Here is a 13,467-nt window from a genome sequence, read left to right on the forward strand (position 1 = left end):
GAAACGAGGCTGCGATCTTTTGATCTTGTTTTCGAAGATCCAGATCAAAAGATCGCAGCCTCGTTTCACTCGTCAGCTCCTACAGGGGCATGCATTTCAGGTGTTCCAGATTCGTGGGGGCATGGCTTCGCGGCCCAGCAGCGCTGGCCTTAGCAGTCGCCATAAATCAATCAGCCAGGCGCGGGCGAGTAACGCTTCACCGGCCAGACACCGCGCCACCAGCAACCCTGGCAACTGCGTCAAGTCTCCACGCACTTCGTGCCCCAGCGAGCGGCAGCGCTCCAGCAACCCGGCGTCTATCTCACCGGTGACCAGCATCGTTGCGAACACCGGATTGCCATCCAGGCCGATCGGCGAATCGAGTAAACCGTCCGCACCGACAATGCGCTGCCGTTCGTGCCAGAGCAACTGACCATCGCGGCGGATATCCAGGTGCGCCTGAAAATGCCCGAGGTCAAAACGCTCGCCGCTGGCCGGACGACCGAGCGCCACCACGTCCCAGTAGAACAGCCGCGCATCGCCTTCGAGCTCGATCGTTGTGCTCAACTCGGCCTGCGCGGCGCTGTAGACGATGGTTTCCTGCGGTAGCCATTCAAGCGTAGCGCCGGCGGCGACTTTCAAGTCGAGTTGCTGATAAGCCGGTCCACCGGCGCGATACCACTTGGCGGCGCCGGGGCTGGTGATTTGCGCCCAGGCGTTGGGTTCGACGCGGGCCTTGATGTCCAGCCGATCACCACCGGCAATTCCGCCCGGTGGGTGGACGATGATGTGCTGACAGACCTCGGGGCCTTCGGCGTACAGGTGCTTTTGTACGCGCAGCGGGCCGAGATGGCGGCGCATGACCGGGCGCGTGCAATCGCCGAAGCGCGCGTAAGCCAGTTCCAGCTCGGCGTGCCAGCTCGGGGTAAACAGGGCAGGTGAGGCAAGTGAATTCATGATTTGTGATTATCGTTAGGAAGCTACAGATTAGACCGGCGCGTTAGATCGTGACCAGCCCGCGTACACCCTCGGCCTCCATATTTTCACCGCGACCCTGCTGGACGATCTCGCCCCGCGACATCACCAGGTATTGATCGGCCAGTTCGGCGGCGAAATCGTAGAACTGCTCGACCAGCAGAATCGCCATGTCGCCGCGCGCCGCGAGCTGCTTGATTACCGCGCCGATTTCCTTGATCACCGACGGTTGAATGCCTTCGGTGGGCTCATCAAGAATCAGCAGGCGCGGGCGGCTGGCCAATGCCCGGCCGATTGCCAGTTGCTGCTGCTGACCGCCGGACAGATCGCCGCCACGGCGCTGCTTCATTTGCAGCAGCACCGGGAACAGTTCGTAGATGAAACCTGGAACTTCTTTGGCTTCTGAGCCTGGAAAGCGCGACAGGCCCATCAGCAGATTTTCTTCTACCGTCAGGCGCCCGAAGATCTCACGGCCCTGCGGCACGTAGGCGATACCGGCATGCACACGCTGATGCGGTTTGAACGTGGTGATCGGTTTGCCTTCCCAGTTCACCGCACCTTCCTTGGCCGGCAGCAGGCCCATCAGGCATTTGAGCAGGGTGGTCTTGCCCACGCCGTTACGCCCGAGCAGGCAAGTGACTTCGCCGACTTTCACGTCAAAGCTCAGACCGCGCAGGATGTGGCTACCGCCGTAGTACTGATGAAGTTGTTGGACTTGTAGCATCGGAACTCCGTTAGTTGGGCTTCAAGCCGCAAGCCGCAAGCCGCAAGCCGCAAGCTGCAAGCAAGAGCAGTGCTGTTTATGACTTTGCTTTTACTTGCTGCTTGAAGCTTGTCGCTTGCAGCTGGCCGATTCATCGGCCGAGGTAGACCTCGATCACCCGCTCGTTTTCCTGCACCTGTTCCAGCGAGCCCTCGGCCAGCACGCTGCCCTGATGCAGCACCGTGACGTGGTCGGCAATCGAGCCGACAAAGCCCATGTCGTGCTCGACCACCATCAGCGAATGCTTGCCCGCCAGCGACTTGAACAGCTCGGCGGTGAATTCGGTTTCGGCGTCGGTCATGCCCGCCACCGGCTCGTCGAGCAAGAGCAGTTGCGGGTCCTGCATCAACAACATGCCGATCTCAAGGAACTGCTTCTGGCCGTGGGACAGTAGGCCGGCCTGGCGATTGACCGAGGTGGTCAGGCGAATCGTCTCAAGCACTTCGCTGATGCGATCCTTCTGTTCGCCGCTCAGGCGTGCACGCAAACTGGCCCACACCGACTTGTCGGTCTTCTGCGCCAGCTCCAGGTTTTCGAACACGCTCAAGGCTTCGAACACCGTCGGTTTCTGAAACTTGCGGCCGATGCCGGACTGGGCAATCTGCACTTCGCTCATCTGCGTCAGGTCCAGGGTTTCGCCGAACCAGGCCTTGCCGTGACTGGGCCGGGTCTTGCCGGTGATCACGTCCATCAGCGTGGTCTTGCCCGCGCCGTTGGGGCCGATGATGCAGCGCAGTTCGCCGACGCCGATGTACAGGTTGAGATTGTTCAACGCACGGAAGCCATCGAAGCTGACACTGATGTCTTCCAGGGTCAGGATGGTGCCGTGGCGCGTATCGAGGCCGGGGCCGACGCGCTGGCCGAGGCCGATCGAGTCGCGGCTGGTGCCTTCGTCCTTGTTCGGTTCCACGGGAAAGAAGGACGGTTCCAGCATGAATTCAGCGCTCGCCGTGACTCTCATTGTTCACCTCGTTTCTTCAGCAGACCGATCACGCCCTTGGGCAGGTACAACGTCACGACGATGAACAGCGCGCCGAGGAAGAACAGCCAGTATTCGGGGAAGGCCACGGTGAACCAGCTCTTCATGCCGTTGACCACGCCGGCGCCGAGCAGCGGCCCGATCAGCGTGCCGCGCCCGCCAAGGGCGACCCACACCGCCGCTTCGATCGAGTTGGTCGGCGACATTTCGCTGGGGTTGATGATGCCGACCTGCGGCACGTACAGCGCTCCGGCGAGGCCGCACAGCACCGCACTCAGCACCCAGACGAACAGCTTGAAACCACGCGGGTCGTAGCCGCAGAACATCAAACGGTTTTCCGCATCGCGCAACGCCGTCAGCACCCGGCCGAACTTGCTCTGCGCCAGGCGCCAGCCGATGAACAGGCTCGCCACCAGCAACAACACCGTGGCCAGAAACAGCACCGCGCGGGTCCCCGGTTCGGTGATGCCGAAACCGAGAATGGTACGGAAATTGGTGAAGCCGTTGTTGCCGCCAAACCCGGTCTCGTTGCGGAAGAACAGGAGCATGCCGGCGAAGGTCAGGGCCTGGGTCATGATCGAGAAATACACGCCCTTGATCCGCGAACGGAAGGCGAAAAAGCCGAACACCAGCGCCAGCAGACCCGGCGCCAGCACCACCAGACACATGGCCCAGATAAAGCTGCTGGTGCCGGTCCAGTACCACGGCAACTCGCTCCACGACAGGAAAGTCATGAACGCCGGCAAGCCATCGCCGGCCGCCTGCCGCATCAGGTACATGCCCATCGCGTAACCGCCGAGGGCGAAGAACAGACCGTGGCCCAGCGACAGCAGGCCGGCATAGCCCCAGACCAGATCCAGCGCCAGAGCAACGATGGCGTAGCAGAGGATTTTGCCGACCAGGGTCAGCGTGTAGGCCGAGACGTGCATTGCATTGTCCGGCGCGAGCAGTGACAGCAGCGGCAGAACGATCAGCAGCGCGAGGATCACCCCGCCGACCGCGAGCGTGACTTTCGGCCCGGCCTTTTGTGTGGCCGTGACTAACAGAGGCTGGTTCATCAGTCGATCACCCGTCCTTTCAGTGCGAAGAGGCCTTGCGGACGTTTCTGAATGAACAGAATGATCAGCGCGAGGATCAGGATCTTGCCGAGCACCGCACCGATCTGCGGTTCGAGAATCTTGTTGGCGATGCCCAGGCCAAACGCCGCGAGCACGCTGCCGGCCAGTTGGCCGACGCCGCCGAGCACCACTACCAGGAACGAGTCGATGATGTAGCTCTGACCGAGGTCCGGGCCGACGTTGCCGATCTGGCTCAGCGCCACGCCGCCCAATCCGGCGATGCCCGAGCCGAGACCGAAGGCGAGCATGTCCACGCGCCCGGTCGGCACGCCGCAGCAGGCGGCCATGTTGCGGTTCTGGGTGATGGCGCGCACGTTGAGGCCGAGGCGGGTTTTGTTCAGCAACAGCCAGGTCAGCACCACCACGAACAATGCGAAAGCGATGATGACGATGCGGTTGTACGGCAGCACCAGATTGGGCAGTACTTGGATGCCGCCGGACAGCCACGCCGGGTTGGCCACTTCAACGTTCTGCGCACCGAATACCAGACGTACCAGTTGGATCAGCATCAGGCTGATGCCCCAGGTCGCGAGCAGGGTTTCCAGCGGCCGACCATAGAGATGGCGGATGACCGTGCGTTCCAGCGCCATGCCGATCGCGGCGGTGACGAAAAACGCCACTGGCAGCGCGATCAACGGATAAAACTCGATGGCCTGCGGTGCGTAGCGCTGGAACATCAACTGCACCACGTAGGTCGAGTAGGCGCCGAGCATCAGCATCTCGCCGTGGGCCATGTTGATCACCCCGAGCAGGCCGAAGGTGATCGCCAGACCGAGGGCGGCGAGCAGCAGAATCGAGCCCAGCGACATGCCGCTGAACGCCTGGCCGAGGACTTCGCCGATCAGCAATTTGCGCTTGACCTGAGCGAGGCTGGTTTCGGCGGCGGTGCGCACGCCGGCATCGCTTTCCACTCCGGGTTCGAGCAAACCTTCGAGGCGTGTACGGGCCAGTGGGTCGCCGGTTTCACCGAGCAACCGCACCGCTGCAAGGCGCACCGCCGGGTCGCTGTCGACCAATTGCAGATTGGCCAGCGCCAGGCTCAGGGCGGCATGCACGCTTTGGTCTTTTTCCCCAGCGAGCTGCTGGTCGAGAAATTTCAGCTGCGCGGGTTTCGCGCTTTTCTGCAATTGCTGTGCGGCGCTTAGACGGATTTTGCTGTCAGCGGCGAGCAATTGATGGCTGGCCATCGCGGTGTCGATCAGACCCCGCAGGCGATTGTTCAGGCGCAGGGTTTTCGCTTGGCCGTCGATCGTCAGTTCGCCTTGTTGCAGGGCGTTGAGCAATTCGATACGGGCCGGATCGGGCTGCGCGGCCCAGGCTTCCAGCAGTTTGGCCTGTTGCATCGGATTGGCCGCGACAAAGTCTTCGGCGTCGCCGGCGTGGGCCAGCAGCGGCAGCAACAGTGCGATGGCACAGATGAATCGGAAAAGGGCAGTGGGCATAGTCAGTCGCCTTGACGCGGACATTGTGGGAGCGAGCCTTTGTGGCGAGGGGATTTATCCCCGTTCGGCTGCGAAGCAGTCGTGATATCGGTCGACGCGATCAATCTGATACACCGCGACCGATGGCTTTGGGGCTGCTTCGCAACCCATCGGGGATAAATCCCCTCACCACAAAGGCCCGCTCCCACAGGGAATTGCATCAGCCTCACGCCAGGCGCGAGACTGACATCCGGTGACTCAGTTGCTCTTCACCGCATAATCCGGCTTCTTGTCGTTGCCCTGAATGAACGGGCTCCACGGTTGCGCGCGGATCGGGCCTTCGGTCTGCCACACGACGTTGAACTGACCGTCGCTCTGGATTTCGCCGATCATCACTGGCTTGTGCAGGTGGTGATTGGTCTTGTCCATGGTCAGGGTGTAGCCCGATGGCGCAGCAAACGTCTGCCCGGCCAGCGCTTCACGCACCTTGTCGACGTCAGTGGATTTGGCTTTCTCGACCGCCTGCGCCCACATGTGGATGCCGACGTAGGTGGCTTCCATCGGGTCGTTGGTCACGGCTTTATCGGCGCCCGGCAGATTGTGTTTCTTCGCATAGGCTTTCCAGTCCGCGACGAATTTCTTGTTCGCAGGATTCTCCACCGACTCGAAGTAGTTCCACGCCGCGAGGTTGCCCACCAGCGGTTTGGTGTCGATGCCGCGCAGTTCTTCTTCACCGACCGAGAACGCCACCACCGGTACATCGGTGGCCTTCAGGCCCTGGTTGGCCAGCTCTTTGTAGAACGGCACGTTGGAGTCGCCGTTGACGGTCGAGATCACGGCAGTCTTGCCACCGGCGGAGAATTTTTTGATGTTGGCAACGATGGTCTGGTAATCGCTGTGACCGAACGGCGTGTAGACCTCTTCGATGTCCTTGTCGGCCACGCCTTTGGAGTGCAGGAACGCGCGCAGGATCTTGTTGGTGGTGCGCGGGTAGACGTAGTCGGTGCCGAGCAGGAAATAACGCTTGGCGCTGCCGCCTTCTTCGCTCATCAGGTATTCAACCGCCGGAATCGCTTGCTGGTTCGGCGCGGCGCCGGTGTAGAACACGTTCGGCGACATTTCTTCGCCTTCGTATTGCACCGGGTAGAACAGCAGACCGTTGAGCTCTTCAAATACCGGCAGTACCGATTTGCGCGATACCGAGGTCCAGCAGCCGAACACCACCGCGACCTTGTCCTGGGTCAGCAACTGTCGGCCCTTTTCGGCGAACAGCGGCCAGTTGGAAGCAGGGTCGACCACCACCGGCTCGAGCATCTTGCCGTTCACGCCGCCCTTGGCGTTGATCTCGTCGATGGTCATAAGCGCCATGTCCTTGAGCGACGTTTCGGAGATCGCCATGGTCCCGGACAACGAATGCAGAATCCCGACCTTGATGGTCTCGGCGGCCTGGACAGTCCAGGTCATGCCCATCGCGGCAATGGATGCCGTGAGTGTGAAAGCCTTGATCAAACTGCGACGCTTCATTGTGCGATCTCCATGAACATTCGATTTTTTCTGGTTGGCAGATGCGGACGACTGAAGGTGTGTTTTGCAAAGGCTGTGCCCGGTCGCGTTCAGGCAAGAAAATGTCGTGCCAGAGCGTTTGCGCTCTCAAGACTTGCACCATGAGGGCACGCGCTATGGGCGATGGTGCGCAGAGGTGCGCCAGATTGGGGCGCGCAAGCGGCGCTGTTACAGAAACGATAAACATGTACCGCAGCCTCACGGCAGCTGCGACACACACTCGTCTGCTCATCCCGATTTTCTGCGCAGGTTTTTATGAATGATGTGTCTGGGCGTTCCGGTCGCGCCGCAAGTTCTCCGAAAAAATTCAAATTGCCCCCCCTTGGCCCGGCGTTCCTGAGCGAAGAAGACGCCGCCTATTGGGTGCATACACGGATCCCGCTCAACCCGGACAAAGAATACGGCAGCGTGATTCTGCGACGTCCCGACGGCAAGTTCCTGGCGACCTCACCCATCGCGGGCGAAGCCACAAGTTTCGAATTTGGCTCCATTCTCGAAAGCGGGGTGCTCGGCGAGCTGCGCCATCCCTTGGGCTACCGATGCATCGCCAGCGTACACAGCCATCCGCCACTGCATGACGAGTTCCGCAATGGCAATCCGCGTCAGGATGAAATGCTGCTCAGGTTGTTCATCAGTTTCTATTCTGCAGGCGACTTTCTGGGTGATGTGTCAGCGCGGGATTTTTTCCGTAGCGCCTATCTTTCCGGCCCTGACGGCAGCCTGCTCAAATATGTGTCGAGCGGCTCCCCGGAGGAGCGCGCATACGTCCTCTGGCATCAGTCCGGCGCGCCGTCCGGTCGGCCTCCAGCGATCAACGATGTGATGGGGCTGATCAACAAACTGGCGACGGTCGGCGAGCTCAAGGTCATTGTGTCGAATGCCGATTGGGGGCACTCGGTGGGGCGGGTACCTGCGGAGTGGAAGGCCGGCACGCCTTTTTCGACCGGGACAATCACCGAAATGCCGTTGATGACCCGGGTCTGCGTCAATCCTGAACGCGCCGTGCTGGCGGCATTGAAATCCCGTGGCGCACAGAGGTCGGGATTGCTGCTGAAGAAAAGCACGAGCGAGGAGTATGTAGCGACCCACGTGCGCGCTGCACAAGCGACATCCTGGGATCCTGCAAAGGTTTTTCCCGAAGCTGGCGATGGTCAGTTGCGATTGCCGCGAGGCTACGTGCTCGAAGGTTTTTACTTCGCATCGCGGCCCGATCCGGCGCGAGCGCCCGCGACCGAGCAATGGCTGGCAGAGAACTTTTTTGCGCCGCAGGACGTGGCGCTGGCGATCGCCCGTCGGCGCCGCGCATTACCTCTGGCGGCGCCGGGCAAGCCTCTTTCGCTGTACATGCAGGCAAGGGACACCGCCATGTTGAAGTACACCTTCAGCGGCAGTCAGGTCGAAGCGGCCTTCAGTCAGGAGCATCCCGACGGAACCGTCAGCGATGGCGGCATCGAGGCGAGACTGTCGAGCGGAACACTTCGACCACGCGAATTCGTGTCGATGCTGATCATCGCCGGCAGGCTGCAAGTGCTACGCGGCAGTGCCTTGTGGTCTCGCCTCGGGGTGCTGGATCTGCAATGGACGCCGTATCCGGATTTCACCTGGCCAGTGTTGAGCCGGGAATTTCTGACGTCCGATGATGCCGCGCGTTATGCCCATCAAGCGGTCGGCAATCGCCGCGACCGGCAATTTGCGGGCTACATTTTCCAATGCAGCAATCAACGCTTCGTGGTCACCGAACCGCTGCCAGGCGATATCGATGTGCTCGGCCAGGGGCGGCTTTATCCCCACGACAACCAAGGACGGGCTATTTTTCCGGATGATCATCGCCTGCACGCGCGCTATGTGTCCCATGTTGCCGTGTCGCAACTGGAACCGGTGGAGGTCGATTATCTGCAATGGACCCCGCACGAAGCCGTGCTCAGTCTGCAGATGCTCAGTGTCGAGGAAGTCCGGCGGGTGCTGCTTGATGAGATTGTCCTGTATGTATCGGCCGCTGCGGACAGTCTGCTGCGCTTTGAGGCCGACGGTTCAGCGCCCGCTGCGGAACTGGGCAGGCGTCTGGGAACCAGCCGGCATCCCGGTGCCCTCGCCACGGAACTGGGCAATGGCAGCAAGCGGCCGCAGGATTTTATCCGTGAGCAAGCGGCGGCCGGTCGGCTGACCAGCCTGGTCGATAACCCATTGTGGGGCTATCGCGGCCGGATCGCCTCGACCTGGTCGGTGCGTGAAGCGCCGCCCGCGCCCGACGCGCCGGTCTGGCCGGTGATTCATCCGTTTTCCCCGGACTACCCTGTGCTTCCAACGCCGGTATTGCCTGGGCTGACCCCGCCAGCGATCGCCGCGCCTCAGTTGATGCTGCCATTGCCGTTGCCGTGGCGCCGACCGGAAACGGTGGCCTACGGTGCGGTGTTCGCTTCAGCCGACGAGGTGGCACAGAGTCAGCATGAACGCGCCAGGCATTGGCAAGAGCAGGTCAACGCCTGCTTCGGGTTCATCCTCAAACACCGGCAAAATGAAGAGTACGTTGCCACGGAGCTGATTCCCGTCAGCGATGGGCAGAGCAGTCTGTTTCAACTCAACAGCCTGTTTGCCGCGCGAAGATCGGAGCCGTGGTATCAGTTTCCCGAGGGCTTCGATCTGTACGCCAGCTGGTATTCGCACCGTCGTTCAGATGACCCGAGGAAAACGCCGGATGACTGGCTCAACCATTACTTCATCTCGCCGGACAATCTCACCACCTCGATGTATTACGGACGTCGGCGTCCGGTTGTGGCGTCGCAGCTTCCGGTAGCCCTCTATATCGCAACGTGCGACGGTGCGCTGTTGAAATATGCGAGAAGCCCGTCCAGCAAACTCTTTTATGACGCCACGTCGCAGAGCACGCTCGACACGATCAAGAGCGATCTGGCGTCCGGACACTTGGTGCCTAGCGATTTCGTCCACGAGGTGGCCAACAGTGGCGAACTCTCGGTGATGCATGCTGGCTTGTGCTGGGACCGAACGGGGCTCGTCGGGGTGACCTGGCAGCCATACGCACACCTGCAGCGGCGCTGGCTGGGGCCGGTTTTTCTGACGGCTGACGATGCTGCCATGCATGCTGCAACCCTGCTCGCTGCAGTGAGCGACCGGGTGTTCGGCGGGGTAATCCTGGAGACGGCCGACAAGCGCTTCGTGGCGACTGCGCCGATTGAAGTCAGCCGTGAAGATTTCGACCTTTTCGAAATCTGCCCTGAGGAAAGCCGGACCTATGGATTTTTTCCGCTCGGTTGCCACATCGTGGCGCGCTATCGGTCGCGCGCCGTCCGAGAGGCCTCGCTGGTGCTGTCGCGCGTCCAGAAACAGATCTACCTGAACATGTTTACCGTCGATGTGCTGGAGTCGGCCTTCAACAAACGCGGGGTGAGGGAGGAATATCGGGTTACGGCAGACGGCTCGCTGGTTGCTTACAAACCGGCGTCCTTGCTTGAATTTCTCTTTGCTCCGGACGGTTCAGTGCTCAGGTATCAGCCGCAGGCCGAACTGTTTTCGCAGTTGCTTGGCCAGGGCGACCGGTTCGCGGCCGTCGATGCGAAAGCGATCAAGCAGGGCTTGCGCAGCAGACATCTGCAGCCCGTTGAATGGATCAATGCCCTGGCCAAGGGCGGGCATCTGCAAGTGATCAAGGGCAGCGAGATCTGGGGGTTGCCGCGACAGGTATCGGTGTGGGCACCTTTTTCCGAAGATCTGTTGCCGGCCAGAGAGTATGACAAGGCCTTGAGCAAGCCGCTCTGCAGTGCACTGTTCGTGCAGGCAGACGCTGCCGCCCAATATGTTCATGACGCGTCCGTCAGCAGGGATACCCAGACTTTCGGCTACCTTTTGCGCAACCAGCAAGGCGTATGTCTCGCCACCTTGCCGGTCGAAGTTCAGGGCTCGGCGCTGGCCCTTGATCGCGTGTTCGAAAACGGTGAGCTGATTTCGGGCTTTGCGCTCGACGCGATTTATCTGCGGGCACCGCTACCGCCACTGGGCGCGCGATCCGGCGACGTGCGCGAGGTCTTTCTGCTGCCCAATGATGTTCTGTCAGTCTGCGTTCGAGCCAATACCCCACAGGGTTATCGGCCGATCTACTTCTCATGCGCCGACGGGGCGTTGTTGAAACTGCAACTGCATGCCTTCGAGCCGGGCGAGTTCTACGACCGCCGCGGGCAGATCGAGCTGCGCCCCAATGCATTTGTCTCTGCGGTACAAGCCGCCAACGATGAGCGAGACATCGCCAAAGGCTCGTTCGACTTTCCTGCATATATCCGCCGAATGGCAGCTGCGGGCCGGCTCGAGGTGATCCAGAGCAGTGAGTACTGGTCCAGACATGGCCTGGTGGATGACAGTTGGCAGCCGCGCCAGGCCGATGTCAGCGCTGAGCAGCGCTGGCGAGAAAATCCCGTCCCGGCACTCGGCCCGGTTTTCCATCACCCCGACGACGCTGCACGCTATGCACAGCAGCGAGCGGCCGAGGCCACTCTCGACGTCGGTTACGAGAGTGCAATTCTGGCGCCAGCGGTCGCCAGTCAATTTGTACCGCTCGAACCCATCGCCTGGTCCGCGCAGGATCCGAGCCCGCTGGCGCGGATATTCCGGAAGTCGACGGACTCTTCGGTGAGTTGGCAGCACCCGGCGCCGCGTTATCCCGATGGTTACCATCCGATCGCCGCTCATCAGATGCACCTTTCAGGCAACACCACTCTGGTGCCGGACGCAGAGGGAATCAGAGCCAATTTCGCGACGCCAGAGCTCGTATACGCCCATTCCCACGACCTGAAAAACAGGGGCTTCGATATTCGGCATTATTTCTATTCGACGCCGCACAATGTCCTGCTCAAATACACGCCTTCCTATTCGGCTGCCGAGCGTGATCTGCTGTTGACCCGGTCGGTGTTTTTCGAGAACGGCCGATGGACCAGCCACCTGAGTCCGGGCGAATTCGTTTCCCGGCTTATGGCGCTGGGCGAGTTCCGGGTGTTGGTCGCCGGTTACTACTGGGCTCAGACCGGGCGCATGGGACGTGCCTGGAAGGTGCAGCGCAAGCAGCCATCGTCGCCAGGCACGGTGCGCATCCGCGACGAGTTGTAATTCGCCGCTGCTGGCTCCGGGGAGCGTGCCGCTATTGGCGGCCGCTCCTCATGGCGCATCGCTCAAGTCGAGGCCGGCGCACTCCGGCCAACACGCGACAGCAGCAGGCGATCAAGCAACCAGACCACCACCAGCGAAGCCCCCACCAGCGGAAACACCACCGCCAGCACCAGCATGATCGCCACGCCGGTTTTCCACTTCGGCAGATCATGGCGCAGCGGCGGCACACCGAATTTGCCTTCAGGCCGACGCTTCCACCAGATCACCACACCACTGACGGCGCTGAGCAGAATCATCAGGCAGATCAGCAGCACGACAATCTGGTTGAAGGTGCCGAACATCTTGCCTTCGTGCAGCATCACGCCGATTTCGGTAGCGCGAGCAACGGTGCCGTAGTGCTCGAAGCGCACATCGGCGAGGACCTTGCCGGTGTACTGATCGATATGCAGGGTGGCGTCGTTGCGCGGGTCATCGGCGAATACGGCGATGGTGAACACGCCGGTGGCGGTGGTCGGCAGGGTGATGCTGTAGCCGGGTTCGACCTTGCGTTCGCTGGCGATGTTCTGCACATCCTGCAGGCTGACTTCGGGTGCAGCGGGGCCGGCATGGGCATTGCCGTGATTCATGTGTTCGGCGTGGTCGCCGGACATCGGCATCGGTGTGTTCTCCATCGCCCATGGCACGGTCTGGCGCGTGGCGCTGTTGAGGCTGCGCGCTTCAACGTCGGAGGTCGGCACGTTGTTCCACATCGCGGCCGGGAACACGTTCCATACCGCCGCATATTGTTTGCCCCAGAAACCGGTCCAGGTCATGCCGCTGAGCAACATCACCAGCAGCAATGTAGCGCCCCAGAACCCGGTGACCGCGTGCAGATCGCGCCACAACAACCGACCGCGGCTGCTCAGGCGCGGCCACAGAATGCCTGCTGCCTGACCGCGTGGCCACCACAGAAACAGCCCCGACACCACCAGCACCACGCCCCAGCCAGCGGCCATTTCGATTAGCCGATCGCCGACCGTGCCGATCATCAATTCGCCGTGGATCGCGCGGGCGATGGCTTGCAGATTCTGCTTGGCATCCTGCTCGCCGAGGATGTCACCGTGATACGGATCGACGAATACGTTGAGTTCGTGACCTGCGTTTTTCACCACGAATTGCGCGCTGCGCTGGGCGTTCACCGGCGGCAGGTACTGAGTGACCTGGCCCTGCGGATAGGCAGCTTTCACCCGTTGCAGCAAGTCATCGGCCGGCACTGTGTGGTGCCCGACCGGTACTTCGAGCAGGCTGCTGTACATCAGCGAATCGAGCTGCGGTTTGAACAGATAAATGATCCCGGTCAGGGCCAGCATCACCATGAACGGCGCGACGAACAGCCCGGCATAGAAATGCCAGCGCCAGGCCAGGTTGTAGAAATTGGGTTGAGGCTTTTGCATCACGTGTGCTCCGCTTGGCTTGGTTCTTTTCGTTGTCTGTTACCTGTGGGAGCGAGCCTGCTCGCGAAGGCGTCATGCCAGACGACATCACTGTTGAATGCGCCGGCCTCTTCGCGAGCAAGCT

Annotated in this window: 8 protein-coding genes; 1 reads left to right on the plus strand and 7 read right to left on the minus strand. The window is 61.3% G+C overall.

The features are described from left to right. Positions 1 to 96: 96 nt before the first annotated feature. The 6 genes from PS14A_RS02250 to urtA form a co-directional block, all read right to left on the minus strand. Positions 97 to 936 (minus strand): urease accessory protein UreD, encoded by an 840-nt coding sequence (locus PS14A_RS02250; protein WP_212615190.1) that lies wholly within the window; start codon positions 934 to 936, stop codon positions 97 to 99. A 43-nt stretch (positions 937 to 979) separates the two neighbouring features. After that, positions 980 to 1,678: an urea ABC transporter ATP-binding subunit UrtE gene (gene urtE, locus PS14A_RS02255; RefSeq protein WP_056787636.1), complete on the minus strand. Its 699-nt coding sequence runs from the start codon at positions 1,676 to 1,678 to the stop codon at positions 980 to 982. 130 nt (positions 1,679 to 1,808) lie between these two features. Next, on the minus strand, positions 1,809 to 2,651 hold the full coding sequence (gene urtD / locus PS14A_RS02260) for an urea ABC transporter ATP-binding protein UrtD (RefSeq protein WP_212615247.1): 843 nt from the start codon (positions 2,649 to 2,651) through the stop codon (positions 1,809 to 1,811). Positions 2,652 to 2,674: 23 nt separating this feature from the next. Further along, positions 2,675 to 3,754, minus strand: coding sequence for an urea ABC transporter permease subunit UrtC (urtC, locus tag PS14A_RS02265; protein WP_137215869.1), 1,080 nt, complete (start codon positions 3,752 to 3,754; stop codon positions 2,675 to 2,677). After that, positions 3,754 to 5,256 carry an urea ABC transporter permease subunit UrtB gene (gene urtB, locus PS14A_RS02270; protein ID WP_212615191.1) on the minus strand — a complete coding sequence of 501 codons (1,503 nt, stop codon included), beginning with the start codon at positions 5,254 to 5,256 and terminating at the stop codon, positions 3,754 to 3,756. Before urtB ends, urtC begins: the two co-directional genes overlap by 1 nt. Positions 5,257 to 5,493: 237 nt before the next feature. After that, positions 5,494 to 6,759, minus strand: coding sequence for an urea ABC transporter substrate-binding protein (urtA, locus tag PS14A_RS02275; protein WP_056787644.1), 1,266 nt, complete (start codon positions 6,757 to 6,759; stop codon positions 5,494 to 5,496). Between the two features lie 294 nt (positions 6,760 to 7,053). On the opposite strand from urtA, the gene PS14A_RS02280 reads away from it, so the two are divergent. Next, on the plus strand, positions 7,054 to 11,910 hold the full coding sequence (locus PS14A_RS02280; RefSeq protein ID WP_212615192.1) for a DUF4329 domain-containing protein: 4,857 nt from the start codon (positions 7,054 to 7,056) through the stop codon (positions 11,908 to 11,910). 62 nt (positions 11,911 to 11,972) lie between these two features. Here the strand turns inward: PS14A_RS02280 and PS14A_RS02285 are convergent, their stop codons facing one another. Continuing rightward, positions 11,973 to 13,343: a PepSY domain-containing protein gene (locus tag PS14A_RS02285; RefSeq protein WP_212615193.1), complete on the minus strand. Its 1,371-nt coding sequence runs from the start codon at positions 13,341 to 13,343 to the stop codon at positions 11,973 to 11,975. Between the last annotated feature and the right edge of the window lie 124 nt (positions 13,344 to 13,467).

Source organism: Pseudomonas sp. 14A (assembly GCF_018132745.1).
GTDB classification, from domain to species: domain Bacteria; phylum Pseudomonadota; class Gammaproteobacteria; order Pseudomonadales; family Pseudomonadaceae; genus Aquipseudomonas; species Aquipseudomonas mercuritolerans.

Coding starts and splice junctions, on each gene's coding strand:
- PS14A_RS02250 (WP_212615190.1), bottom strand. CDS start 936: ATGAATTCACTTGCCTCACCTGCCCTGTTTACCCCGAGCTGGCACGCC.
- urtE (WP_056787636.1), bottom strand. CDS start 1,678: ATGCTACAAGTCCAACAACTTCATCAGTACTACGGCGGTAGCCACATC.
- urtD (WP_212615247.1), bottom strand. CDS start 2,651: ATGCTGGAACCGTCCTTCTTTCCCGTGGAACCGAACAAGGACGAAGGC.
- urtC (WP_137215869.1), bottom strand. CDS start 3,754: ATGAACCAGCCTCTGTTAGTCACGGCCACACAAAAGGCCGGGCCGAAA.
- urtB (WP_212615191.1), bottom strand. CDS start 5,256: ATGCCCACTGCCCTTTTCCGATTCATCTGTGCCATCGCACTGTTGCTG.
- urtA (WP_056787644.1), bottom strand. CDS start 6,759: ATGAAGCGTCGCAGTTTGATCAAGGCTTTCACACTCACGGCATCCATT.
- PS14A_RS02280 (WP_212615192.1), top strand. CDS start 7,054: ATGAATGATGTGTCTGGGCGTTCCGGTCGCGCCGCAAGTTCTCCGAAA.
- PS14A_RS02285 (WP_212615193.1), bottom strand. CDS start 13,343: ATGCAAAAGCCTCAACCCAATTTCTACAACCTGGCCTGGCGCTGGCAT.